Annotated in this window: 27 protein-coding genes and 1 tRNA gene; 14 read left to right on the top strand and 14 right to left on the bottom strand. The window is 66.9% G+C overall.

Going from position 1 to position 22,272, the window contains the following annotated elements; translation table 11 throughout:
- Positions 1 to 58 precede the first annotated feature (58 nt).
- Genes AB0M65_RS21445 through AB0M65_RS21435 form a run of 3 tightly spaced genes read right to left on the bottom strand, consistent with a single transcriptional unit; the run spans position 59 to position 1,402 of the window.
- Entirely contained in the window at positions 59 to 493 is a 435-nt protein-coding gene (locus AB0M65_RS21445) for a GNAT family N-acetyltransferase (protein WP_364029973.1), read from the bottom strand.
- Between the two features lie 21 nt (positions 494 to 514).
- The gene (locus AB0M65_RS21440) at positions 515 to 1,075 is read right to left on the bottom strand and encodes a TetR family transcriptional regulator (RefSeq protein WP_364029970.1); all 561 of its coding nucleotides are present in this window, start codon (positions 1,073 to 1,075) and stop codon (positions 515 to 517) included.
- The gene (locus AB0M65_RS21435; protein ID WP_364029967.1) at positions 1,076 to 1,402 is read right to left on the bottom strand and encodes a multidrug efflux SMR transporter; all 327 of its coding nucleotides are present in this window, start codon (positions 1,400 to 1,402) and stop codon (positions 1,076 to 1,078) included.
- Positions 1,403 to 1,553: 151 nt separating this feature from the next.
- Between AB0M65_RS21435 and AB0M65_RS21430 the strand changes: the two genes are divergently transcribed.
- The 3 genes from AB0M65_RS21430 (at position 1,554) to AB0M65_RS21420 (ending at position 5,558) form a co-directional block, all read left to right on the top strand.
- Positions 1,554 to 3,827: a (Fe-S)-binding protein gene (locus AB0M65_RS21430; RefSeq protein ID WP_364029964.1), complete on the top strand. Its 2,274-nt coding sequence runs from the start codon at positions 1,554 to 1,556 to the stop codon at positions 3,825 to 3,827.
- A 192-nt stretch (positions 3,828 to 4,019) separates the two neighbouring features.
- Positions 4,020 to 4,532, top strand: a complete 513-nt coding sequence (locus tag AB0M65_RS21425) for a DUF742 domain-containing protein (protein ID WP_364029961.1) — start codon at positions 4,020 to 4,022, stop codon at positions 4,530 to 4,532.
- A gap of 30 nt (positions 4,533 to 4,562) precedes the next feature.
- Positions 4,563 to 5,558: a cation diffusion facilitator family transporter gene (locus AB0M65_RS21420; RefSeq protein WP_364029958.1), complete on the top strand. Its 996-nt coding sequence runs from the start codon at positions 4,563 to 4,565 to the stop codon at positions 5,556 to 5,558.
- Here the strand turns inward: AB0M65_RS21420 and AB0M65_RS21415 are convergent.
- Together AB0M65_RS21415 and AB0M65_RS21410 are read right to left on the bottom strand one after the other, a co-directional pair.
- Positions 5,552 to 6,244, bottom strand: a complete 693-nt coding sequence (locus AB0M65_RS21415; protein WP_364029982.1) for a CAP domain-containing protein — start codon at positions 6,242 to 6,244, stop codon at positions 5,552 to 5,554. The two genes, AB0M65_RS21420 and AB0M65_RS21415, sit on opposite strands and share 7 nt — an antisense overlap.
- 121 nt (positions 6,245 to 6,365) lie before the next feature.
- Entirely contained in the window at positions 6,366 to 6,827 is a 462-nt protein-coding gene (locus AB0M65_RS21410; RefSeq protein ID WP_364029955.1) for a MarR family transcriptional regulator, read from the bottom strand.
- Positions 6,828 to 6,900: 73 nt separating this feature from the next.
- On the opposite strand from AB0M65_RS21410, the gene AB0M65_RS21405 reads away from it, so the two are divergent.
- The gene (locus AB0M65_RS21405) at positions 6,901 to 8,091 is read left to right on the top strand and encodes an NAD(P)/FAD-dependent oxidoreductase (RefSeq protein ID WP_364029952.1); all 1,191 of its coding nucleotides are present in this window, start codon (positions 6,901 to 6,903) and stop codon (positions 8,089 to 8,091) included.
- On the opposite strand, the gene dcd is transcribed toward AB0M65_RS21405, so the two are convergent.
- Together dcd and AB0M65_RS21395 are read right to left on the bottom strand one after the other, a co-directional pair.
- A complete protein-coding gene (gene dcd, locus AB0M65_RS21400) occupies positions 8,088 to 8,669 on the bottom strand; it encodes a dCTP deaminase (RefSeq protein WP_364029949.1) in 582 nt (193 codons plus the stop codon). The two genes, AB0M65_RS21405 and dcd, sit on opposite strands and share 4 nt — an antisense overlap.
- 13 nt (positions 8,670 to 8,682) lie before the next feature.
- On the bottom strand, positions 8,683 to 9,888 hold the full coding sequence (locus AB0M65_RS21395) for an oxygenase MpaB family protein (RefSeq protein ID WP_364029946.1): 1,206 nt from the start codon (positions 9,886 to 9,888) through the stop codon (positions 8,683 to 8,685).
- Positions 9,889 to 9,999: 111 nt separating this feature from the next.
- Here AB0M65_RS21395 and AB0M65_RS21390 point away from each other — a divergent pair.
- The 4 genes from AB0M65_RS21390 (at position 10,000) to AB0M65_RS21375 (ending at position 11,696) form a co-directional block, all read left to right on the top strand.
- Positions 10,000 to 10,070 (top strand) — tRNA-Gly (locus tag AB0M65_RS21390).
- Between the two features lie 223 nt (positions 10,071 to 10,293).
- Complete coding sequence (locus tag AB0M65_RS21385; RefSeq protein ID WP_364029943.1) at positions 10,294 to 10,716, top strand: hypothetical protein; 423 nt, start codon at positions 10,294 to 10,296, stop codon at positions 10,714 to 10,716.
- 110 nt (positions 10,717 to 10,826) lie between these two features.
- Entirely contained in the window at positions 10,827 to 11,315 is a 489-nt protein-coding gene (locus AB0M65_RS21380; protein WP_364029940.1) for a GNAT family N-acetyltransferase, read from the top strand.
- Positions 11,316 to 11,333: 18 nt separating this feature from the next.
- The gene (locus AB0M65_RS21375; protein WP_364029937.1) at positions 11,334 to 11,696 is read left to right on the top strand and encodes a hypothetical protein; all 363 of its coding nucleotides are present in this window, start codon (positions 11,334 to 11,336) and stop codon (positions 11,694 to 11,696) included.
- On the opposite strand, the gene AB0M65_RS21370 is transcribed toward AB0M65_RS21375, so the two are convergent.
- Together AB0M65_RS21370 and AB0M65_RS21365 are read right to left on the bottom strand one after the other, a co-directional pair.
- Positions 11,693 to 12,346, bottom strand: coding sequence for a hypothetical protein (locus AB0M65_RS21370; protein ID WP_364029934.1), 654 nt, complete (start codon positions 12,344 to 12,346; stop codon positions 11,693 to 11,695). The two genes, AB0M65_RS21375 and AB0M65_RS21370, sit on opposite strands and share 4 nt — an antisense overlap.
- Positions 12,347 to 12,623: 277 nt before the next feature.
- On the bottom strand, positions 12,624 to 13,025 hold the full coding sequence (locus AB0M65_RS21365; protein ID WP_364029931.1) for a DUF4279 domain-containing protein: 402 nt from the start codon (positions 13,023 to 13,025) through the stop codon (positions 12,624 to 12,626).
- A gap of 36 nt (positions 13,026 to 13,061) precedes the next feature.
- Here AB0M65_RS21365 and AB0M65_RS21360 point away from each other — a divergent pair, with 36 nt between their 5' ends.
- Together AB0M65_RS21360 and AB0M65_RS21355 are read left to right on the top strand one after the other, a co-directional pair.
- Positions 13,062 to 13,370, top strand: coding sequence for a pyridoxamine 5'-phosphate oxidase family protein (locus AB0M65_RS21360; RefSeq protein ID WP_364029929.1), 309 nt, complete (start codon positions 13,062 to 13,064; stop codon positions 13,368 to 13,370).
- A gap of 34 nt (positions 13,371 to 13,404) precedes the next feature.
- The gene (locus tag AB0M65_RS21355; RefSeq protein ID WP_364029926.1) at positions 13,405 to 13,932 is read left to right on the top strand and encodes a GNAT family N-acetyltransferase; all 528 of its coding nucleotides are present in this window, start codon (positions 13,405 to 13,407) and stop codon (positions 13,930 to 13,932) included.
- Here AB0M65_RS21355 and AB0M65_RS21350 read toward each other — a convergent pair.
- The 4 genes from AB0M65_RS21350 to AB0M65_RS21335 form a co-directional block, all read right to left on the bottom strand.
- Positions 13,929 to 14,267: an MmcQ/YjbR family DNA-binding protein gene (locus tag AB0M65_RS21350; protein WP_364029924.1), complete on the bottom strand. Its 339-nt coding sequence runs from the start codon at positions 14,265 to 14,267 to the stop codon at positions 13,929 to 13,931. The genes AB0M65_RS21355 and AB0M65_RS21350 overlap by 4 nt on opposite strands.
- A gap of 124 nt (positions 14,268 to 14,391) precedes the next feature.
- Positions 14,392 to 16,080, bottom strand: a complete 1,689-nt coding sequence (locus AB0M65_RS21345; RefSeq protein ID WP_364029922.1) for a bifunctional metallophosphatase/5'-nucleotidase — start codon at positions 16,078 to 16,080, stop codon at positions 14,392 to 14,394.
- A 106-nt stretch (positions 16,081 to 16,186) separates the two neighbouring features.
- On the bottom strand, positions 16,187 to 16,978 hold the full coding sequence (locus AB0M65_RS21340; protein ID WP_364029919.1) for an alpha/beta hydrolase: 792 nt from the start codon (positions 16,976 to 16,978) through the stop codon (positions 16,187 to 16,189).
- A 14-nt stretch (positions 16,979 to 16,992) separates the two neighbouring features.
- Positions 16,993 to 17,484, bottom strand: coding sequence for a GNAT family N-acetyltransferase (locus AB0M65_RS21335; protein WP_364029916.1), 492 nt, complete (start codon positions 17,482 to 17,484; stop codon positions 16,993 to 16,995).
- Between the two features lie 150 nt (positions 17,485 to 17,634).
- Here AB0M65_RS21335 and AB0M65_RS21330 point away from each other — a divergent pair, with 150 nt between their 5' ends.
- Entirely contained in the window at positions 17,635 to 18,309 is a 675-nt protein-coding gene (locus AB0M65_RS21330; protein WP_364029913.1) for a VanZ family protein, read from the top strand.
- Here AB0M65_RS21330 and AB0M65_RS21325 read toward each other — a convergent pair.
- Entirely contained in the window at positions 18,256 to 18,426 is a 171-nt protein-coding gene (locus AB0M65_RS21325; protein ID WP_364029910.1) for a hypothetical protein, read from the bottom strand. The two genes, AB0M65_RS21330 and AB0M65_RS21325, sit on opposite strands and share 54 nt — an antisense overlap.
- Before the next feature lie 159 nt (positions 18,427 to 18,585).
- On the opposite strand from AB0M65_RS21325, the gene mug reads away from it, so the two are divergent.
- The 3 genes from mug to AB0M65_RS21310 all read left to right on the top strand — a co-directional run bounded on the left by mug (position 18,586) and on the right by AB0M65_RS21310 (position 22,220).
- Positions 18,586 to 19,149: a G/U mismatch-specific DNA glycosylase gene (mug, locus tag AB0M65_RS21320; RefSeq protein WP_364029907.1), complete on the top strand. Its 564-nt coding sequence runs from the start codon at positions 18,586 to 18,588 to the stop codon at positions 19,147 to 19,149.
- A 284-nt stretch (positions 19,150 to 19,433) separates the two neighbouring features.
- Positions 19,434 to 20,237 (top strand): response regulator transcription factor, encoded by an 804-nt coding sequence (locus AB0M65_RS21315; protein WP_364029904.1) that lies wholly within the window; start codon positions 19,434 to 19,436, stop codon positions 20,235 to 20,237.
- Positions 20,238 to 20,375: 138 nt separating this feature from the next.
- Positions 20,376 to 22,220, top strand: coding sequence for an acyl-CoA dehydrogenase (locus tag AB0M65_RS21310; RefSeq protein WP_364029901.1), 1,845 nt, complete (start codon positions 20,376 to 20,378; stop codon positions 22,218 to 22,220).
- Positions 22,221 to 22,272 lie beyond the last annotated feature (52 nt).

Genomic DNA, 22,272 nt, shown 5'->3' with positions numbered 1-22,272 from the left:
CATAGGACAGATTTTGTCCTATGGGGACCCCTCATGACATCCGGAGGGCGCCGGAGGGCTAAACCTGGCCGTTAGCGCGCCCCCGCTCCATGTACTGCCCTTCCGGCGGGTCGCCGAAGCCGAACGGCCGGTACAGCTCGTGTGCGTCGGCGGTGTGCAGCATCCACCGGAACTCGGCACCCGGCCCGTTGTCGATCATCTCCCGCACCAACTCCTTGCCAAGCCCCGTGCCGCGCGCGTCTTCGACGACGAAGACGTCGGCGAGGTAGGCGCTGCCGATGGTGTCCGAGAAAGCCCGCGCGAAGCCGACCAGGCGGCCTGTCGAAGTCTCATACGCGCCCACGACGCGCCACGCGTTCCTGAAGACCTTCTCGATCGCCTCGCGGTCTCGCCATTTGCCCCAGTAGGCGCCGGTGGACAGGCACTTCCACACCACGTCGAGGTCGACCCGTGCCGGGTCGTCGTCCAGTTCGTAGTCACCGACAGTCCTCATGAGCCGAAATTACCCGGCAGGTCAACGAGGTTTCAGCAGGTAGTCCACCACCGGCCGCAGCTCGTCGGCCGAGGGCGGCTCGTCGTCGATGAGGCCCTGGATCAGCAGGCCGTCGATCCCGGCGAGAAACACCCGGAAGGCGACCTCGTCGTCGTGCCGGACCATCGAGGTGAGCACGTCCAGCCAGCGCCGCGCGGCAGGCCGCAGCTCGGGTTTACGCGCGGCCAGCAGGTACAGCTCGTACTCCGCCATCGTCCGCCCGCGCCTCGGGCCCAGCGCCTGCGCGAGCAGTCCGGCGACCTCTTCGGCACCGCGGCTGCCACGCGAACGCGCCCTGTCGATCATCCAGTAGACCTCGGTCGCCATATCCCTGGCGCAGGAGATGAGGGTCGCGATCAGCAGATCGTCGAGGCTGGAGAAGTGGTAGGTCGTCGACGCCGTCGGCACGCCTGCCTCGGCGGCGACCGTCCGGTGCGTGACACCGGCGACGCCGTCCCGCTCGATCACCCGCAACGCGGCCGCGATGATCTCCTCGCGCCGCTTCTCGCCCCTGGCCTTCCGGCCGTCGACCTGGATCTTCACTTAACGCGCGCTCCCTGCCTCGATCAACACGACACCACCGATCACCAGCACCAGCCCGCCGATCACGGCGAGGTTGACCGGCTCCTTGAAGAAGACGATGCCGATCGTCGCCACCAGCGCGACCCCGGCCGCGGCCCAGATCGCGTACGCGACGCTCACCGGCACACCGGCCTTCAGAACGTACGCGAGCGCGACGAACGCGACGGCGTATCCGACGGCGACCACGATCGACGGACCCACCTTGCTGAAGCCCTCGGAGAGCTTCAAGGAGACCGTCGCGGAGACCTCGGCGACCACGGCCAGCGCGAGAAGAAGATATCCACCCATGGCATGAAAGTACCTGGACGATCGTCTCAAAACAAAGAGAGGCATACACCACATCGGTGGGACTTGGGCGCGGCCAGTGGGTTACCCATCAGTAAGAAGCATTAGTCTGCCCGAACCACCACAGCTTCACTCGGACGAAAGGCACCCGAAGATGGGCGCTGTACAGCTGACGCTCGGCGGGATCGCGGTCCTGCTCAGCGTCGTCGCCTGGGGCATGTTCGCCGCGACCATCGCCCGCTTCGTGCGGGTGATCCGCCTCGGTCAGCCCGACTCGACCCGCAACGGCCCGTTCGTTCCCCGGCTGAAGACCTTGATCAAGGAATTCGCCGCGCACACCCGGATGAACAAGGTCAAAAGCGTCGGCCCGGCGCACTGGCTGGTCATGTGGGGCTTCCTGATCGGGTCGCTGGCCCTGTTCGAGGCGTACGGCGAAGTCTTCGTCCCGACGTGGGGCTGGCCCATCCTCGACGACTGGTCGCTGTTCCAGCTGCTCATGGAGCTGCTCGGCGTCGGCACCATCGTCGGCATCCTGGTCCTGATCTGGATCCGCCAGAAGAACCACCCGCGCCGCGCCGACCGGCAGTCCCGCTTCCAGGGCTCCAACTTCACCTGGGCGTACTTCATCGAGGCCGTCGTGCTCATCGAGGGCATCGGCATCATCGGCGTCCGCGCCGCGAAGTCCGCGATGAACGTCCACGAGACCCCGGTCTGGGCCGCGTTCGTTTCGCAGCCGATCGGCGAGCTGCTGCCCGCCAGCCCGAACCTGGTCTCGGTGTTCGCGTTCGTCAAGCTGATGAGCGCCACGATCTGGCTGTTCGTCATCGCCCGCACGATGACCATGGGCATCGCCTGGCACCGGTTCAGCGCCTTTTTCAACATCTACTTCAAACGCGAGGCCGACGGCGAAGTCGCATTGGGCGCGCTCAAGCCGATGATGAGCAACGGCAAGGTGCTCGACCTCGAAGAGGCGGACCCGGACGAGGACACCTTCGGCGTCGGCAAGATCGAAGACTTCAGCTGGAAAGGCTGGCTGGACTTCTCCACCTGCACCGAATGCGGGCGCTGCCAGTCGCAGTGCCCCGCGTGGAACACCGGCAAGCCGCTTTCGCCGAAGCTCCTCATCACGCAGCTTCGCGACCACGCCTACGCGAAGGCGCCGTACCTGCTCGCAGGCGGCAAGCGCGACATGGCTGGCGACGAAGTCGGTCTCTCCGGCGACGACATGTATGCGGGCATCGACGTCCTCGCGATCGCCGAGTCCCAGAAGACCCTCATCGGCGACGACGGCGGCGTGATCGACCCCGACGTGCTCTGGTCCTGTACTTCCTGCGGCGCTTGCGTCGAGCAGTGCCCGGTGGACATCGAACACGTCGACCACATCGTCGACATGCGCCGCTACCAGGTGATGATCGAGTCCTCGTTCCCCAGCGAGCTCAACGGGATGTTCAAAAACCTGGAGAACAAGGGCAACCCGTGGGGCCAGAACGCCAAGGACCGGCTCGCCTGGACCGAGGACCTCGAATTCGAGGTGCCGGTGTTCGACGGCGACCTCGGCGACGCCGAGTACCTCTTCTGGGTCGGCTGCGCCGGTGCGTTCGAGGACCGCGCGAAGAAGACCACGCGGGCCGTCGCGGAACTGCTGCACATCGCGGGCGTGAAGTACACGGTGCTCGGCTCGGAGGAGTCCTGCACCGGTGACCCGGCCCGCCGCGCCGGCAACGAGTTCCTGTTCCAGATGCTGGCGCAGCAGAACGTCGAGATCCTGAACTCGGTGTTCGATGGCCGCGAACGCAAGGCACGCAAGGTGGTCGTCACCTGTGCCCACTGCTTCAACACCCTCGCGAACGAGTACCCGGAACTCGGCGGCCAGTTCGACGTCGTGCACCACACGCAGCTGCTCAACCGCCTGGTGCGGGAGAAGTATCTGACCCCGGTGGCCGCGGTCGCCGAGGACGTCACTTATCACGACCCTTGCTACCTGGGCCGCCACAACAAGGTCTACGACGCTCCGCGCGAGCTCGTCACCGCTTCGGGCGCGCAGCTGCGGGAGATGCCGCGGCACGGCGACCGGTCCATGTGCTGTGGCGCCGGCGGCGCGCGGATGTGGATGGAAGAGAAGATCGGCAAGCGGATCAACGTCGAACGCGTGGACGAGGCGCTCGGCACCGCGCCGTCGAAGATCGCGACCGGCTGCCCGTTCTGCAAGGTGATGCTGAACGACGGCCTCACCGCGCGCCAGAGCGACGGACTGGCGAGCGAGAAGGTCGAAATCGTCGACGTCGCACAGCTGCTGCTGACCGCGGTCAAACGGAAGCCGGAGCCGCAACTGGTCCCGGCGGGCGCGCCGTCCTTGGACGCCGTCGGGGATGCTGAACTCGAAGACAAGCCCGCCAACGAAACACCGCTCCCCGAGGAAGACAAGTAGAACCTCAAGGCCGGAGGGAACATTCTCTCGCACATAATGCGAGAGAATGTTCCCTCGTGTTTTAACTATACTCACACCTTTCCGCCCGCTACCCGTTCGGCGGTACACGGCGGCGATAAGCTGGCGTTTCCTCGTTGCCGTTGTCGTCCGCGAGGTTTCTTTCGGCGGCACAGGAATGGGGCGAGGAAATCAATGGGCAACCGGCACGAACTCCGTCCGGGCAAGGAACACCGCCTCGCGATGCCGGGCTCGTTGACACCTCGTCCCCGTACTCGCACCCAGACGGCCGCGGCGCTCGCCCGGATGGCCCAGGAAGCGACCATCCCCAGCATCCCGGCCGCCCGGCGGCCGCCGCGCCAGCAGCAACAACGCACGCGCGTCCGCCCGTACGTCCGCACGGGCGGACGCACGCAGTCGAAGCGGAATTTCGCCATCGAAGCGATGATCTCGGTCCGTAACGACGCGCCGTGGACCGCTCCGGGGTTCAGCGTCGAATTCCATTCTGTCCGGTCACTCTGCCGCCGTCCGACTTCCGTCGCCGAAGTCGCCGCTTCATTAAGTGTTCCGCTCGGCGTTGCAAAGGTCCTTTTGGGTGACATGGCTGAACTCGGCCTGGTTACCGTGCATGAAACACAAGCTGAATTCGACGGTCATCCCGCACTCGCCTTGATGGAACGCGTCCTGCAGGGTTTGCGTCGCCTGTGAGATCGGCCCACTCGCACTACGCTACGCGATGTGAGTGAAGAAACCGGCGGCGAAAGCACCCTGACCGTAGTGCTGGCGGGCGGGGTCAACCTCGCCATCGCGGTGCTGAAACTGATCGCCGGGATCATCACCGGCTCCGGCGCGATGCTGTCGGAGGCCGTGCACTCGGTGGCCGACACGATCACCGAAGTCCTCCTGCTGACCGCGCTGAAACGTTCGGATCGCCCAGCCGACCGCGTGCATCCCTTCGGATACGGCAAGGAGCGGTACTTCTGGTCGTTGCTGGCCGCCGTCTCGATCTTCGCTTCGGGCGCGATGTTCGCGCTCTACGAAGGCTTCTCGACGGTGTTCGGCGAGGAGACCGAGCAGACCGATCCGATCGTCGGCTACGTCGTCCTCGCGATCGCCTTCGTCCTCGAGTCGATCTCGTGGCTCCAGGCCGTGCGGCAGGTGCGGCGCGACGCCGCCGAAGCGGGCAAGAAGGTCTCGGTCTACTTGCGGACGATCGACGACCCGGCGCCGAAGACCGTCCTGTTCGAGGATTCGGCGGCACTGGTCGGCCTGCTGCTCGCGTTCACCGGGATCGGCCTGCATCAACTCACCGGTTCGCACGTCTGGGACGGCGCGGCGTCGATCGCGATCGGTGTCCTGCTGGCACTGGTCGCCTACGTGCTCGGGCGCACCAACCGCGGCCTGCTGATCGGCAGGCAAGCGGATCCGAAGCTGGTGCGCGAGATACGGGACCACCTGGCAGGCGCGCCGGAGATCGAGGCGGTCGTCGATCTGCAGACCATGCTGATGGGCACCGACCAGGTGCTCGTCTGCACCCGCGTCGATTTTGACGATTCGCTGGGCGCGGCCGACGTCGAACGCGCCTGCGTCCGGCTGGCGGTCGAACTGACGCGGGAGTTCGGCGACGTCACCGAGGTGTTCATCGAACCGGTCCCGCGCACGGATCCCGAGCTGCGCGCGGCGGTGCTGGCCCGCTACGGCGACATCGCCGAACGATGGGAAAAGGGTCAGTAGCCGAAGTTCTGGGTCCAGTACATGCCCTTGGTGTTCAGGCCAACGCCGATCTTCGTCAGCTTGCAGTTGAGGATGTTCGCGCGGTGCCCTTCGGAGTTCATCCACGCGTCCATCACCTTGGCGGCCGAGGACTGGCCCTTGGCGATGTTCTCGGCGCCCGGCTTGCTGTAGCCGGCGGCCCGGATGCGCTGGTCGAACGTGGTGCCTTCCGGGGTGGTGTGCGAGAAGTAGTCCCTGGCCGACATGTCGTCGCTGTGTCCCTGCGCCGCGGCGGCGAGATGCGGCTCGTTGCCCACCGGCGAGCAGCCCGCGTCGGCACGCTCGGCGTTGACCAGGTCGATGACCTGCCCGGCGGCGGAGTTGTCCGAGGAGCGCGGCGGCACCGGAGCCTTGCTGGGAGTGGGCTTCGGCGCCTCGGAGGCCTCAGCGGGCGGCTCGGCGGGCGCGGAGGACGAGCTGGGCGGGGCGAAGGAAGACGTAGGAGCTTCCGAAGAGGACGGCGGGACGGGCGAACCGGCCGCGGGGCCACCCGGCGCCGGAGCGGTCGTCTGACCGAAGTACGCGGGAGGTTTCGCGAGTGCGTCGCCGGGACGCCCCTTGGTGTCGGGGACACTCAACGACAGGTTGCTCAGCGCCGTCCCCTGAAACCGATCGGTCACCATCAGGTAGCTCGCACTGGCGATCACCCCACCCAGCAGGAAACTGAGCGTGACAAGAAGTAACCGGTTTCTTGCTCTTTTGGGGGACACGAGGCCGAAAACTATCACGAACTGGTTACGGCAATACCCCCGAAAGTAGTAATGCCGGTCAGCGGCGGGTGACGCGCCCGGTGGATTCGTGCGTGATCTCGGCAGCGTCGGCCAGGAACCGGATCACCGTCTCCAGCTCACCGTCCGTGTACTTCTCGCAGGCCTCGCGGACCGACTTCACCAGGTGATCCCATAGCGGGACGGCGGCGGCCATCTTCGCCCCGTCGATCTCGATGAGCACCTTGCGCCGGTCTTCGGGATGCGGCTTCCGCACGACGACACCCTTGTCCACAAGCCTGTCGATGAGCGCGGTGATCGACGCCGGCGCGAGCCCCGAGAGCTTCGAGAGTTCCTTCGGCGTCTGCGGGCCGAAGCGGGCGAGGTAGTCGGACACCTTGCTCTCGACGGCCGAAAGCCCGCTCTGGTCGGCAATCGCCGTATGGAACATGACCGTTTCGGTCGACAGCGCCCTCGACCCGTTGAGGATCCGCTCGACCAGCTCCGCTCGCTCACTTGACACAGCGGCCAGCCTAGCGGAGTCTTTAGTTCGACAGAACGAATTAGTTTCTAAGAGATTCGATGGGGTGAACTACATGGCGAAGATTCTGGTCGCCGGCGGGGGCATCGCGGGCACGATCACGGCGATCGCACTGCACGAGACCGGGCACGAGCTGGTGATCCACGAGGCGTACGACCAGACCGCGGAGGGCGTCGGCGCGTTCCTGACGCTCGCGGTGAACGGACTGGACGCACTGGCGCCGCTGGGATTGAAAGGCCTGGTCAAGGACTTGGGATTCGACACCCCGAGGATCAAGCTGAGCCTCGGGAACGGGCGTGAAGTGGGGGACTTCCCGCTGGGTGGCGCGCTGCCGGACGGGACGCTGAGCCAGACCGTGCTCCGTTCGGATCTGTACGTCGGCCTGCGTGACGAAGCAGCCAGACGCGGCATCGAAGTCCGCTATGCCAAACGTTTGGCTGACGCGCGGGAGACGTCCGACGGCGTGCTCGCGACGTTCGAGGACGGCTCGTCGGCCGAGGGTGACCTCCTGGTCGGCGCGGACGGGCTGCGGTCGCGCGTGCGGCGGATCATCGACCCGAAGGCACCGTCGCCACGCTACGTTCCGCTGCTCAACACCGGCGGCCTGGCCGACGGTTTACGCCTGGACGATGAACCCGGCGTCATGCACATGACTTTCGGCAAACGGCTGTTCTTCGCGCACGTCGTCCATCCGGATGGCGGCGTCTGGTGGTTTGCGAACGTCCCCCGGAAGCATGACCCGTCCCAGGCCGAACTCGCCACGATGACCGGCGACGCCTGGCGTGAGGACCTGATCCGGCAACTGGCCGCGGACCGCACCCCGGCCATCGAGATCGTGCGCGCGACGCGGGAAATCTACCGGCCTTGGGCGACGTACGACTTCCCGAGCGTGCCGACCTGGCGGACCGACCGGATGGTGATCATCGGCGACGCCGCGCACGCGACCTCACCGGCCGCGGGCCAGGGCGCCGCGATGGCCATCGAGGACGCCGTCACGCTGGCGCGATGCCTGCGTGACGTGCCTTCGATCCCGAAGGCGCTGGCCACCTACGAAGGGCTCCGGCGCGAGCGTGTGGAGGCCGTCGTCGAGCGCGGCAAGCGCAACGGCGACGCCAAAGCGGTCGGACCCGTCGGACGGGTGATCCGGGACTTCTTCGTCGCGCGGGCGTTCAAGAACCCGCCGAAGGAGGATCCGAACGCCTTCATGTGGCAGCACCGGATCGACTGGGAAGCACCCGTGAGCTAACGCCAGGTGTCGACGCGGTGGAAGTTCTTGTACGCGCGGCTCGGGGTCGGGCCCCGCTGCCCCTGGTAGCGCGAGCCTGCCTCGTTGGAGCCGTACGGGAACTCCGCGGCGCTGGACAGGCGGAAAATGCAGAGCTGGCCGATCTTCATCCCCGGCCAGAGCGTGATCGGCAGGTTGGCCACATTGGACAGTTCGAGGGTGATGTGGCCGGAGAAACCCGGGTCGATGAAGCCCGCGGTGGAGTGGGTGAGCAGGCCGAGGCGGCCGAGGGAGGACTTGCCCTCCAGGCGGCCGGCGAGGTCGTCAGCGAGCGCGACGGTCTCGTAGGTCGACCCCAGCACGAACTCGCCGGGGTGGAGGACGAAGGGGTCTTCGCCCTCCTTCTCGACCAGCGAGGTCAGCTCGTCCTGCTGGAGCTGCGGGTCGATATGCGTGTACTTGCTGTTGTCGAACACGCGGAAGAAGCGGTCGAGGCGCACGTCGATGCTCGACGGCTGGACCATCGTCGGGTCGAACGGGTCGACGCCGAGACGGCCGGCGTCGAGCTCTTTACGGAGGTCACGGTCGCTGAGGAGCACGCGATCAGCGTAGTCAAGCGGCCTTCATGTGCCTGCCGTAGGTCGGGTCGAGCCGGAAGACCTTGGTGATCTGCCGGAGGTAGTGCCGCCGCCCGGCGGCCCCGAGCCGTTCCTGGAGTGCGGTCGCCCCCGGCACCAGCCGCCGGACGGTCTCGGCGGCGAAGTTGACGCCCGCCACCGCGACCACCGCCGCCTGCGCGATCGGATCGTTGGGTAGTTCCAGGAAGTCGGCGTTGGTCTTGCCGAGCAGCAGCCTGCTGATCGACCCGTGCGTCGCCACCGACACATGCGCGAGCACCTTGCCCGCCGCGCCCCGGCCGGTGCCGATCCCGGCGTGGGACTTCATCAGCGCCTTGGCGAGCCGTTTGGAATCGTCGTCGGGAATGAACTCTGTTGCGGCGAGTAACCACAGCAGCCGCCACGCGTCGTCCTCACCCGCGGGCAGCAGTTCCTCGTCAACCCCCATCAGCCAGCCGACGTACCGCCAAAGATGCAGGATGTCGGCGCGCTCGCGGGCGCTGTAGCGGAGCCCGAGCAACTGCGTGCCGAAGACGTAAACGAGGGAGAAGAGCATGAGCGTGCCCGCGGTCTGGACCTGGTTGATCGGCCTGTCCCAAGCCGCGTAATCCCAGTCGTCACGACTGTTCATGGCCGCACGGACATGCGCGTGCACCACCCGCACCCGCAACGCCGAGGCATACCCACCCTCACCCGGCGCGAGTGCACCCGGCGTCGTCACGTCGATCCACCAGGTCGCCGTCTCGACAAGACGTTGCGCCGCCTTGTACTCGATCTCGCCAGTACCGACGAGCGACTTCGTAGCGCGCGAAGCGAGGTAGCCGCCCATCAGCGAGACGTCGCCGAGCGGGAAAAGCCCGAGCAACCCGGCCCGCGTGATCGCCCGCGCCCCGCGATCCAGCCGCTCCGAATCGACCCAATACGGCGTCGCCTCGACGTCACGGAAGAACGCTTCGAGCTCCTTCGGCGGATTCCCGACGCTGTCGATTCCTTGCCGCAGCGCCTGTTCGAACAGCTCGCGCCCACCGCCGCGCAGCAAAGGCACCAGCGCGTCCGCGGCCGGATCCTCCTGCTGCGCGAACCTCCGCAGCCGGGCGACCTGACGCTCGTCACCCCTGATGTCACCCTCGATGAACAACCTCGACGCGACCCGGAAGCCGCCCTCGCGGAACAACTCAGGGTCGGGCAGCCTCTCACCCATCCGGCACACCTCCGACGTAGACAACAAGTGTTGTCACTTGGAGACGGCGACGTCAAGGCCGGTGGGGTCTTGGCAAGCGGTGATCCGGGCCATGTATGCTGGCCGAGCACTGCGGATGTAGTTCAATGGTAGAACATCAGCTTCCCAAGCTGAATACGCGGGTTCGATTCCCGTCATCCGCTCAGTTGCGAAAGCCCCAGGTCAGTGGATGTCCACTTAGGACCTGGGGCTTTCGCTTTGTCTTGTCACTCGGTCCGTCGCCGAGTTCACGCTCGCCGTCGAACACGCCGACCGTGCGAAAGCAACGACGCGGCGACTCGGCGTCCGGCTGCGCCTCGGCCAGCTGAGTCCCGAGCCGATCGACTTCGGGACCCCTCCCCTCGCCCCGCCCTTACCTTCTGGCGCGTGCGAAGAATGTCGAGCGACGGCACAGCGGCCGCCTTGCTGATCGTTCTGGCGGGGTCGCTGATTCTCCCGCTGTTGCTGGTCGGCGGGGTCTTCCTCATCATCGGCCTGAACGTGGGCAGCGCCCCGGGGCCGTACACGGTCGTTTTCGCCAAGCCGGGTGACGAATGCGGGGCGGCCGGGCAGTATCTCAACGCGTCCACGGGCGAGCCGCTGAGATGTATGGGCCCCGGGCTGCTTCGGACGTCCTCCGTCGAATTCCCCGGCTTTTCCCCCGCGCAGAACGATGACGTGCGCGGCTTTCTGGCCGAATTGGCGGCGGACGGCGATTTGAGCGTCTTCGATCACCGGGCGGTCCAGGGCAAGATCGACGGGATCGCGGCGGGGTTGCCGCCGGGGACGCGGCTCGACGAATGTCCATGATCTCGGTCTGTTGCCCGGGTCTATGAAGGATCTGGGACGTTGAGTGTCCCAAATCCTTCATGGACAAACGGCGGAACCCGCGGTCTCGAACGGCTTGTTACGGTGCGGACATGGAGATCCGGGAGAGCACCGAAGACGACTGGCCGCAGGTGTGGCCGATCGTGCGCGAAGTCGTGCGCGCCGCGGACACGTACACCTACGACCCCGCCATGACCGAGGACGACGCTCGCAAAGCGTGGGTCTCGACGCCGCCGAGCCGGACGGTGGTCGCGGTCGAGGACGGCCGGGTGCTCGGCACGGCCAAGATGGGGCCGAACCGCGATGGGCCCGGCGCGCATGTTTCCACTGCCAGTTTCATGGTGGACAAGGACGTTCGCGGCAAGGGCGTCGGCAGTGCGTTGTGCGCGTATGTCCTGGATTGGGCGCGAGAGCGGGGTTTCGCGGGCATGCAGTTCAACGCGGTCGCCGAATCGAACGTGGCCGGAATCCGCGTCTATGAACGGCTCGGGTTCGAGATCGTCGGGACGGTGCCGGGTGCGTTCGAGCATCCGACGCGGGGGCGCATCGGGCTGCACGTCATGTACTGCGACTTCGGCTGACAGAGCGGAGCGACAGACGTGAAAGAGAAGGTCGAAAGCCGCACCGTCGCAGCGATCGTCACCGTGGTGGCGGTCGCGATCACGGCGACCTGGCTACTGAACCGCGACGTCCGGCCGGACACCGTCGAGGGCTGGGCGTGGCCCAACTCGGCGGGGAACACGATCTGGCTCACCGACGCTCCGGACGGCAAAGGCGGCGACGGCTTCATCGTGGCCGGAGCCCGCTGGGTCGGCCACGACAACTTGTGGCACGACGGCGCCTCGGGGCCCACCTGCGTCGGCACGGACACGGCGTCTTCCACCCACGTCGAACTCGGCGTCATCGACGTCCGAGCCGACGGGGTGTCCTGGCGGCACGCGATCTGGCTGCGCTGCCTCTAGCCTTCGACGAGTTCCCACGGGGCACCGGCGCTTACCCGGTCGTAGACCTGACCGGGTGCGGCGCTCAGCACCAGCGCGACGTCCGGGTACAGGGTGACGGCGTGCTCCATTTCCAGGGCTTCGACTTCGAAGTCCTGGTCCTCCGGCACCTCGAACCCGACGAGCAGCCAGCTGCCGTCGGCCTCGCGCACGACCTGGCGCACGGCACGAACCGGAGCGGCGGGGTCGGCGGAGATCTCGGCGAGTTCGGTGCTCACCTGGACTTCTTCCAGCGGCGAGCCCGGATGCGTCCACGCGGCGAGGCGGGCGGCGCGCACCAGGAGGTCTTCGTCGTCGTCATCGGAGTCGGCGACCGAGCTCAGCAGCCAGGTGCGCCGCTCGGGATCCCAGTCGGCGGCCATACCGGTGGGGAGGCCGGCGAGCACGGCGAGTTCGGGGATGAGGTCCAGGGCGTCCCGCAGCGGCAGCGAGCCGAAGGCGTCGCGGTTGGACTCCATGTCTTCGGAGAACTCGTTGCCGTCGCTGATGAACCAGTCACCGTCATCGTCCAGCACGACGAACGCGAGGTTCGCACTGTCCTCCACCAGCGACCGGGAGATGATGACCGGCGACTCCGGGTCCTGACGCAGCGGCCAGTTCTCGCTCGACATGCTGGGCTCCCAACGGGGTTGTCCGGCTGTGGGGCACCATCCCACCATCTCCGGCGTCATCGCCGCGCACCGGCTCAGCGGAAGTGGCCCAGTGGGTGCCGGGTCCAGGAGGCGTGAGTGGCGTGCTTAAAGACGGAACTCGCGTGCTTGAAGGCGGAACTCGCGTGCTTGAGCAGGCGAGTCACGCCTTCGCTCTGGCCGCCAGCCCCGCGAACAAGTCGGTCACAGCGAGCCCGGGCACCACGCCGCGGTTGCCTTGCCCCTCAATGGAACGACCTCATTCGCTGAGGTCGTATTCGTCGACGTCCAGTGCGGCGGCGGCCTCGGTGAGGAAAGCCAGCACGGCGGGCGAGAGATACCAGCCGAACTTCTCGCCACCGTCGCGGTGATGGAAGTAGCGGACCACCTGCAGCACGGCACTCACGCCTTCGTCCACCAGCGCCCGGATGCCAGGGCGGACCGGGGCCAGCCTGCCGATCACGCGCTCGATCTGGTCGTCGACCGAGTCCGTGCCACGCTGCACGATTTTCCACGTGTGGATGCGCGGCACCCGGTGCTCGGGGAACTTCGAACCCAGCACCATGACCTCGTCGGGCCGCATGCCGAGCCGCGCGGTGACCTCCGCGGCGGACACGGTTTCGCTCTTCAGGGCGAAAGAGCAGTACTGGTGGACCTTCATACGCCCGGGACCCTAGCTTTCGGGCAGGCTGACCAGGTGAAACGTGATCAATCGCTTATCGAACGCCTCGCCAGGGAGCGCAACGTGTGGTTGTGCACGCTCCGCGCGGACGGTTCCCCGCATGTCACGCCGGTGTGGTTCGTGTATCTCGACGACGGCGACGCCCCCGTTGTCGCCGAAGGCCTCGTACGCGTGCATCGCGAGGCGTTGCGCGAAGATGTTCTCGCGGCACTGGCGGTGAAGTACGACGGGTGGGCGGCAGGCGAGGAGATCGAGCCGTTCGGCGACAGGGTGCTGCTGGAAATCCCGATAATGCGTTGGCTGCTCCCAGGTGTCGCGAGATAATCGGACAAACCGACGACCATCGGAGAAAACGCGGATGCTGACCGGCGAGCTGATCAAGCTGAGGCCCATCGAACCTGAGGACGTCGAGGCGCTGTGGCGCTGGCACAACGATCCGGAGGTCATGCGCTGGCTGACCGCCGATCACCCGGAGTCGCTCGCGCAGATGCGCAGACGCTTCGCCGAGAAGAAGCCGAACAGCTACGAGTCCGTGGTGTTCGGGATCGAGACCCTCGCCGTCGGCTCGCTGATCGGGGTCATCGGCCTCCGCGACGCCACTCCGGAACAGGGCCGCGCCGAGCTGGACATCTACCTCGGCGAGAAGGACCACTGGGGCGGCGGTTACGGCACCGACGCCATGCGCACGATCTGCCGCTACGGCTTCGACATGATGCGGCTGCACATGATCGCCTTGTGGGTCGTGGCCGGGAACGAGACCGCGCTCCACGTGTACAAGAAGATCGGGTTCCAGGTGGACGGCAGGCATCGCCAGTCGTTCCGCGGCCCGGACGGCAAATGGCACGACGAGTATCTGATGAGCCTCCTCGAAGGGGAGCTCCGCTAGTCCTCCAGTCCCTTCGTGAGCTTGGCGGGTGCTCTGAGCCGCCAGGCCTCTTCGATGAGCTCGCGCAACTGCGTCTTGTCGGCCTTCTCCAGGTCGACGAGGATCGCGCCGTAGCCGTCGTAATGTGGTGTGGTGAAGTACGCGGGGTCGCCGGAGGCCAGCAAGGCCTCCTTCTCCGCGTGCTCGCACAGCAGCATCAGCCCGCCCTCGGCCTCGGTGCGCAGCCGGGCGAAGTTCTTGCCCGCGACCTTGAGCGACGGCGTGCGGTACGACGTCGACTCCTCGACCTCCGGCAGCAGAGCCGCCAGGCCCACGACTTCTTCCCAGGTCGTCATGGCGGCCATTGTGCACTGGGTCACTGACAAAACCACCCCCGAACGCCCCCATCGGATGCGATGAAGGGGACTTTCAGTGCGGATTTCGCAAGGAAAGTCCCCTTCATGGCAGCGCGCGGCGGGGTTACGGAAGGACGGTGATCCGGTCCGCGGCGGGCGGCGCGACGTTCGGGTGCGCCGCGAAGTACGCGATCAGGGCGTCCAGGTCCACCGGACCACCGGAGAGGTTGGTCCCCTTCGTGAACTCGGTGAAGCCGTCCCCGCCGGCGGCGAGGAAGTTGTTCACCGAAACGCGGTACGAAGCCGCCGGGTCGATCGGCGTGCCGTTCAGCGTCAGGTTCGAGACGCGCGAGCCCTGGGCAGCCGAAGCCGAGTACGAGTACTTCAGCGACTTCGAGATCTGCAGGGTCCGCACGATCCCGTTCGCCTGCCACTGCTGTTCGAGCAGGTTCTTCAGGTTCGCCCCGGTGAGCGTGATCGTCTGCATGATGTTCGCGAACGGCTGCACGGCGAACGCCTCGCCGTAGGTCACGACACCGTCGCCCTCACCGTTCGGCGAGGACGCGTAGCTGAAGTCCGTGCGGATGCCACCCGGGTTCGTCATGGCGATCTGCGCGCCGTTCGACTGCGTGGCTTCGAGCTGGGCGTCCGCGATGACGTCGCCGAGCGGGGACTCGCCGGACGCCGCGCCCTTGGCGTTCAGGTCGGCGGTGATGGTGCCGATGGCCTTGTTCGCGATCGGCGCGGCCTTGGCCTTTGCCTCGTTGATCAGCGTCTGCACGTCGTCGTCCGGGTCGACGTCGCGGGTGACGATCTCGTTGTGTGCCTTGGTCTCGCCGCGGACGACGTCGCGGGTGCGGCGGTCGATCTTCAGGTCGACGACCGACAGCAGGCGGCCGAACGACGCGCCCTGGATGACGGTGCGCGGGTTGCCGTCGGGGTCGTTGACCACACAGTTGTACTGCTGATGGCTGTGCCCGGTGAAGATCGCGTCCACCTTGGACGTCACCTTTCGCGCGATGGCGGTCGCGGCACCCGGCTGGACCTTGCACTCGTCCGGTCCGGCCGTCCCGGAGTTGTCGCCTTGGTGCAGCAGCACGACCTGCGCCTTGACGCCGAAGAGGTCGAGCAGCTTCGCGGTGCGGTCGATCGCCTGGACCTCGTCGCCGAACTTGAGGCCCTTGATCGCCTCCGGGGTGACGACCTGCGGCAGATCCTTCAGCGTGGCACCGATGATGCCGATCGGGACGCCGCCGGAGAACTCGATGCTGAACGGCAGCAACGCCGGGAAGCCGTTTTCGTAGTACACATTGGACCCGAGGAAGGGGAAGTTCGCGCCCTTGAAGGACTTCCGGAACTGGCAGCCGTCGGTCGGATGGCAGCCGCCGTGCTGGATCCGGCGGAGTTCCTGGAGACCCTCGTCGAATTCGTGGTTGCCCACCACGGAGGCGTCGACGCCGAGCATGTTCAGCAGTTCGACGGTCGGCTCGTCGTGGAACAACGCCGAGATCACCGGCGACGCGCCAACGCTGTCACCGGCCGAAAGCACGACGGAGTTACGCACTTCGCCGCGAAGCCGCTTCAGGTGCGTCGCGAGGTACGCGGCACCACCGGCCTTGACGATGTTGCCGTTGGGCAGCGTGACGCGTTCACTCGACCCGGACGGCGGTTCGAGGTTGCCGTGCAAATCGTTGAACGTGATCAGCCGGACGTCGGTGGTCGCGCTCGGCGCCGCCGACGCCGGTGCGGCGACGGCGGCCAGCGCGATCAGCGCGGCACCGGCGGTCACGGCCAGCCGGGTAGAGAGCTTCATCTTTCCTCCGATTCGCGCGCGGGGGTCCCCAACAGGCGCACGGCGGAGGAGTTTGCCTGGCGAACCTGACCTTCACCAGAGGAAAAACCAGGACGATAAGCAACCGTCACCTGGCGAGTGAGCTGCCGTCCAGCAGCACTCGCGCGACCAGTTCGGGTTCGTCGTTCATCGGCACGTGCCCGCAGCCGGGCAGGACCAGCAGTTGCGCCTTCGGGGCGATCCGCCGCAGCTCGGCGGCCTTGGGGCGGCCGAGGATGCGGTCACGCCGCGCCCACGCGATGGTCACCGGGACGTCCTTGACGACGCCGTCGAACCGGAAGCCGCCACGGGCCTGCTCCAGCGTCGGGCGGAAACCGGGGCAGCAAGCGAGCGCGCGGATGTCGTCCAAGACGGCCTGCGTGGTGAGCCGATCCGGGCGGCCGACGATCATCCCGGTCAGCATCGACCGGCCCGCCGGGGTCGCGGCGAGGCGGCGCGCGGTGCGTTCGGGGATCCGTTCGGCGAGCAGGCGGTGGGTGCGCAGCATGCTCAGCGCGTACCGCTGCTGCCGCGGCGTCCACAGCCCGGCCGGGGACAACGCCGTCACACTGCGGACGAGGCCCGCTTCCCCGAGCGCGAGCGAGAGCAGGCCGCCGAGCGAGTTGCCCGCGACATGCGGCCGGTCGAGGCCGAGTTCGACGAAGAGCTTCCCGAACATCTCGACCGCGGACTCGATGCCGTAGCCGTTCTCGTGCGGCGCGGATTCGCCGAAGCCGGGCAGGTCGACGGTGATCACGTCCCGCTGCGGCGTGAGCAGCGGGACCACCGGTGACCAGGCCTGACGCCGGTGACCGACCCCGTGGATCAGTACCAGCGGCTCGCCCTGCCCGGCGCGGTCGAAGACGACGACGTTGTCCATACCGCGAGGTTAAGCTATTTACTGCTACCGGCGGTAACAGGTAAATAAAGCCGCTCACGCCGACGGGTGATGTCGTTCGGCATCGGCTCCAGCTCACCCGTCGAGACGAAACCGAGCCTCAGGTACAGCCGCCGGGCCCGGTCGTTGTCCTCCGCGACGTGCAGCCACACCTCGCGCGCGCCACCCTCCTCGGCGGCGGACCGGATCTCGCGCACCAACCTCTCGCCGAGGCCCTGGCCACGCGCTTCGGGTGCGACCCACATCGAATAGAGGATCCAGCCGTCGTCGCGCACCCGGCCGGCGACCAGGCCGACCGGACGGCTTTCGTCGTCGAAGGCGACGAACCAGGCGTCTTCGTCAAGCCTCGCGAGCCACTCCTCGTCGGACTGGGCTCGTTCGGCCTCGGCGACCGAGCCGTAGTTCTCGGGGGTGTCCGTCAAGGCACGCAGACGGATTTCACGGAAGACGTCGAGATCTTGGGCCGTCAACCGGCGAACAGGCAGCATCCACGCAGATTCCCACGGCCACCGGCACGCGGAAAAGCCGATATCGCCGATCGGCCAAGAGCAGGGTCGGCCACTTGGCCGATCCCGTCCCGTCCGCCGCGGCCCTTCGACCGAAGTGGCGGACCCTTCATGATCCATAACGTCGTGGTCATGACGAACGCACAGGTCACCGCCCTGCAGTACGGCTTGATCGCCTTCTTCGCATTCTGGGCGACGGTGCTGATCCCACAGCTGATCGTCCTGCACGCCAGGCACGGCCAGGTGCGTCTTCGTCCCGTGCTGACCATGGCCGCCGTGCTGCTCTACGCCACCATGACCCTCGCGGTGACCTTCTTGCCGCTGCCCGGCCCCGGCGTCAACCGGCTGAGCCAGACCGTGCAGCTCAACCCGTTCCAATGGATCACCGACATCCACAGCGAACTGTTCAAGCACGGGCTGCCGATGGCCGACTGGTTCACCACCCAGACCTTCCAGCAGGCCAGCATGAACGTGCTGCTGTTCGTCCCGCTCGGTTTCTTTGCCAGGACGCTGTGGAAGCGCGGCCTCATCGGCACCACGCTGATCGGCTTCACCGCGTCGCTGCTGATCGAGACCACCCAGCTGACCGCGAACTTCGGCACCGCGCCGTACGTCTACCGGATCTTCGACGTCGACGACCTGCTCACCAACACCGGCGGCGCGATGCTCGGCTGGATCGCCGGAGCACTGCTGCTCAGCCTGGTGCGGAAGCCCGTTCCCTCAACGGTCGAGCTTCTTGTCACCGCCGAGGGCTCAATGACGCAGCCGCTGCGCCGCGAGCGGATCGACCTCGCCAAGGTCCGCTAGTCTCGCCCGCCGCTGCTCGGCCGCGCGCCGCGCGGCCCGCCGGTCTTCCATGACCACCAGCGCCGTCGCCACCGCGAAGATCAAGGCGACCAGCCCGAGGATGAGCGAGAGCTGCAAAACGCCTCCTCGAAGACAACCTTGTGTGCGAGATCACAAACAGTACGCAGGTCGTGGTGACTTGGCCACCCCTTGCGACGACAGGTCGTGTCCTGAGTCACGCCGGGACGCCTGTCCGGTCGCCGGTACAGCGGCGTCCGCTTGCCGGAAACTGGTCCGGTGACAACTCGACCGACCAAGGACCAGCTGGCCGCCGCGTACGGCAAAACCCTCGACGACGTCATCGCACCCGATCTGGACGTCCTGTTCTGCGGGATCAACCCCGGCCTCTACTCCGGCGCGCTCGGCCTGCATTTCGCCAGACCGGGCAACAGGTTCTGGCCGGCACTGCATCGAGGCGGCTTCACCCCCCGGCAGTTCGATCCCACAGAGCAAGACGAGCTGCTACGCCTTGGCCTCGGCATCACCAACGTCGTCGCGCGGACGACGGCGCGGGCCGACGAACTGACAAAGGACGAATTCCGCGAAGGTGGACGGCTCCTCACGGCCAGGGTCGCCGAGTACCGGCCTCGGTGGCTCGCAGTGGTCGGGATCACAGCCTTTCGGGCCGCGTTCGGCCTGCCGAAGGCGACGGTCGGCGAGCAAGACGGCGAAATCGGCGGCGCGAAGGTGTGGGTGCTGCCGAATCCGAGTGGGCTGAACGCCCATTGGACGCCCGCGGCGCTCGGGGACGAGTTCGGCCGCCTCCGGCAGGAAGCGCAGCCGGGCCGAAACCCACTCTGAGTAGCGAATCCGCCAACTTCTCCCACCATCGCGCTCATTCGAGCAAGAGATCAACAAACCGCTGATACGCAGAGTTTGCTGCGACGATGCGATACATCTATGAGGGGGATACCGCGTCACGCGAGCCGGCCTGCTGACTCGTAATAGTTACGAGGTGTCATATCCGTCCGGTCCCGCAGGGGGACCGGTTGACGAGGGCGACCACGCCGGGGGGCCGTGGTCACCGAAGGGACTCACGTCCTCTCGTCCGGAGATGACAGTGCAGGAAGACGGAGGGGTCCGTGATGCGAAGCATCGAGCCGAACCGAACGCAGGCCGGCAGGCTTGGCGGACCGTCACCAGGCGGCCGTGGCCTCGGCGTGGCCGCCGTCGATCCGATCCCGATCTTCTGTGAGGGACTGAGTTCGCTGGTCCACCGCACCCCAGGCCTGCACTGGCTCGGGCACGCGGCCAGCCATCATGCCGCGCTCCAGCTGTGCGAACAGCTCAAACCGGACGTGATCGTGCTGGACTCGGCACTCGACCCGAACTGCCACCTGTCCCGGCTGCTCAGCGGCGGTGACCCGGCGCTGGTCATCATCACGCTGGTCAGGGACACCAACCGCACGCAGCAGTACCTCGCCGCGGCCATCGCGGCCGGGGTGCACGCGATCGTGCCGAGGGCGACCGACGGCCGCCATCTGACCGAGGCGATCCGGCGCGCGCACAGCGACCGCCGCTACATCGATCCGACACTGGCGGCGCTGACGGCGCGCCCGAAGCGCCAGCCCGTGCTCCCCAAGATCGGCGATCCACCCAAACCGGCGACCGCCCGCGGCCTGATGCCGCTGTCCCGGCGCGAATACCAGGTCCTGCAGCTGGTCGCCGAGGGGCTGGAGAACTCCGGGATCGCGAAGATCCTGTTCCTGTCCGTGGAGACCGTGCGGACCCACGTGAAGAGCATTTTGCGCAAGCTTTCGGCCCGTGACCGGACGCACGCGGTGACCATCGCGTTCCGTTCCGGCATCCTGGTGACGAACCCCGACGACGCGCACAATCCGCCCGAGGCCCCGCCGGCCGCTGCTCCCATCGCGCCGTCCCCCCGCTGAGACCCCCTATCTTGCTGATTTCCACGTCACAACAGTGGCCATTCACTTGCCGTGGTTACCCACAGGTAATATCCTGAAGTTACCGGCGAGTAGGGGACGTGTGCCCGGCCGGGGAGCCGAACACATTGGAGTGACGACATGGGCCACTACAAGAGCAACGTCCGAGACCTGGAGTTCAACCTCTTCGAGGTACTCGGCGTGCAGGACCGCCTCGGCAAGGGCGTCCTCGCGGAATCCGACGAGGAGACCGCGCGCGGCGTGCTGACCGAGCTGAACAAGCTCGCATCGGGTCCCCTCGCCGACTCGTACGCCGACGCGGACCGCAACCCGCCGGTGTACGACCCGAAGACCTTCTCGGTGAAGATCCCCGAGTCGTTCAAGAAGAGCTACCAGGCGCTGATGGACGGCGAATGGTGGCGGCTGGGCCTGCCGAACGAACTGGGCGGCTTCGGCCTGCCCCCGACCGTGCAGTGGGCCGCGGCCGAGCTGATCCTCGGCGCCAACGCACCGCTGTTCATGTACATGGCGGGCCCGAACTTCGCCGGGATCATCGACAAGAACGGCACCGCCGAGCAGAAGCGTTGGGCGCAGATCATGATCGACCGCGCGTGGGGCGCGACGATGGTGCTCACCGAGCCCGACGCCGGTTCCGACGTCGGCGCCGGCCGCACCAAGGCCATCCAGCAGGAGGACGGCTCCTGGCATATCGACGGCGTGAAGCGGTTCATCACCTCCGGCGAGCACGACATGAGCGAAAACATCATGCACCTCGTGCTGGCCCGCCCCGAGGGCGCCGGCATCGAGACCAAGCCGGGCACCAAGGGCCTTTCGCTGTTCCTCGTGCCGAAGTTCCACTTCGACGGCGAGACCGGTGAGCTGGGCGAGCGCAACGGCGCCTTCGTCACCAACGTCGAGCACAAGATGGGCATCAAGGCCTCGACCACCTGCGAGCTGACCTTCGGCCAGCACGGCACCCCGGCCAAGGGCTGGCTGCTCGGCGAGGTGCACGACGGTATCGCGCAGATGTTCCAGGTCATCGAATACGCCCGCATGATGGTCGGCACCAAGGCCATCGCGACGCTGTCGACCGGTTACCTCAACGCGCTCGAGTACGCCAAGGAACGCGTCCAGGGCTCCGATCTGCCGAATATGCTGAACAAGGCCGCGCCGCGCGTCACGATCACCCACCACCCGGACGTCCGCCGCTCGTTGATGCTGCAGAAGGCGTACGCCGAGGGCCTGCGCGCGGTGTACCTCTACACGGCGACGTTCCAGGACCAGGTGTGGACCGGCGAGGGCGACGAGGCGTCGCAGAAGGTGGCGCAAGGCGTCAACGACCTCCTGCTGCCGATCGTCAAGGGTGTCGGCTCCGAACGCGCGACCGAGCAGCTCGTGCAGTCGCTGCAGACCTTCGGCGGGTCCGGCTTCCTGCAGGACTACCCGATCGAGCAGTACATCCGTGACGCGAAGATCGACTCGCTGTACGAAGGCACCACGGCCATCCAGTCGCTGGACTTCTTCTTCCGCAAGATCGTCCGCGACAAGGGCGCTTCGCTGGCCTACGTCGCCGGGGAGATCACGAAGACCATCGAGTCCGAGGTCGGCAACGGGCGGCTCAAGAACGAGCGCGGTCTGCTCAAGCAGGCGCTCGAAGACACCCAGGGCATGCTCGGCTCGCTGATCGGCTACCTGACCGCGTCGCAGGAGGACCCGCAGAACATCAACAAGGTCGGCCAGCACACGGTCAGCCTGCTGATGTCGGTCGGCGACCTGCTCATCGGCTGGCAGCTCGTCAAGCACGCCGAGGTCGCCATCGCCAAGCTCGACGCGGGTGCGTCGGCGAAGGACACCCCGTTCTACGAGGGCAAGATCGCCGTGGCGTCGTTCTTCGTGAAGAACGTGCTGCCGGAGCTGACCGCGCGCCGCGCGATCGTTGAAGCCGCCGACAACAGCCTCATGGAGATCTCCGAGGCGGCGTTCTAGACACCATCGGATAACGGAAAGGCCCCCTCCGGATGTCGAGGGGGCCTTTCGG

Origin of the sequence: Amycolatopsis sp. NPDC051071 (assembly GCF_040682875.1) — a bacterium.
Classification (GTDB): domain Bacteria; phylum Actinomycetota; class Actinomycetes; order Mycobacteriales; family Pseudonocardiaceae; genus Amycolatopsis.
This window is presented reverse-complemented; position numbering and strand designations above follow the sequence as displayed.

Coding starts and splice junctions, on each gene's coding strand:
- AB0M65_RS21445 (WP_364029973.1), bottom strand. CDS start 493: ATGAGGACTGTCGGTGACTACGAACTGGACGACGACCCGGCACGGGTC.
- AB0M65_RS21435 (WP_364029967.1), bottom strand. CDS start 1,402: ATGGGTGGATATCTTCTTCTCGCGCTGGCCGTGGTCGCCGAGGTCTCC.
- AB0M65_RS21430 (WP_364029964.1), top strand. CDS start 1,554: ATGGGCGCTGTACAGCTGACGCTCGGCGGGATCGCGGTCCTGCTCAGC.
- AB0M65_RS21425 (WP_364029961.1), top strand. CDS start 4,020: ATGGGCAACCGGCACGAACTCCGTCCGGGCAAGGAACACCGCCTCGCG.
- AB0M65_RS21405 (WP_364029952.1), top strand. CDS start 6,901: ATGGCGAAGATTCTGGTCGCCGGCGGGGGCATCGCGGGCACGATCACG.
- AB0M65_RS21395 (WP_364029946.1), bottom strand. CDS start 9,888: ATGGGTGAGAGGCTGCCCGACCCTGAGTTGTTCCGCGAGGGCGGCTTC.
- AB0M65_RS21380 (WP_364029940.1), top strand. CDS start 10,827: ATGGAGATCCGGGAGAGCACCGAAGACGACTGGCCGCAGGTGTGGCCG.
- AB0M65_RS21370 (WP_364029934.1), bottom strand. CDS start 12,346: ATGTCGAGCGAGAACTGGCCGCTGCGTCAGGACCCGGAGTCGCCGGTC.
- AB0M65_RS21365 (WP_364029931.1), bottom strand. CDS start 13,025: ATGAAGGTCCACCAGTACTGCTCTTTCGCCCTGAAGAGCGAAACCGTG.
- AB0M65_RS21355 (WP_364029926.1), top strand. CDS start 13,405: ATGCTGACCGGCGAGCTGATCAAGCTGAGGCCCATCGAACCTGAGGAC.
- AB0M65_RS21350 (WP_364029924.1), bottom strand. CDS start 14,267: ATGACGACCTGGGAAGAAGTCGTGGGCCTGGCGGCTCTGCTGCCGGAG.
- AB0M65_RS21345 (WP_364029922.1), bottom strand. CDS start 16,080: ATGAAGCTCTCTACCCGGCTGGCCGTGACCGCCGGTGCCGCGCTGATC.
- AB0M65_RS21340 (WP_364029919.1), bottom strand. CDS start 16,978: ATGGACAACGTCGTCGTCTTCGACCGCGCCGGGCAGGGCGAGCCGCTG.
- AB0M65_RS21335 (WP_364029916.1), bottom strand. CDS start 17,484: ATGCTGCCTGTTCGCCGGTTGACGGCCCAAGATCTCGACGTCTTCCGT.
- AB0M65_RS21330 (WP_364029913.1), top strand. CDS start 17,635: ATGACGAACGCACAGGTCACCGCCCTGCAGTACGGCTTGATCGCCTTC.
- AB0M65_RS21315 (WP_364029904.1), top strand. CDS start 19,434: ATGCGAAGCATCGAGCCGAACCGAACGCAGGCCGGCAGGCTTGGCGGA.
- AB0M65_RS21310 (WP_364029901.1), top strand. CDS start 20,376: ATGGGCCACTACAAGAGCAACGTCCGAGACCTGGAGTTCAACCTCTTC.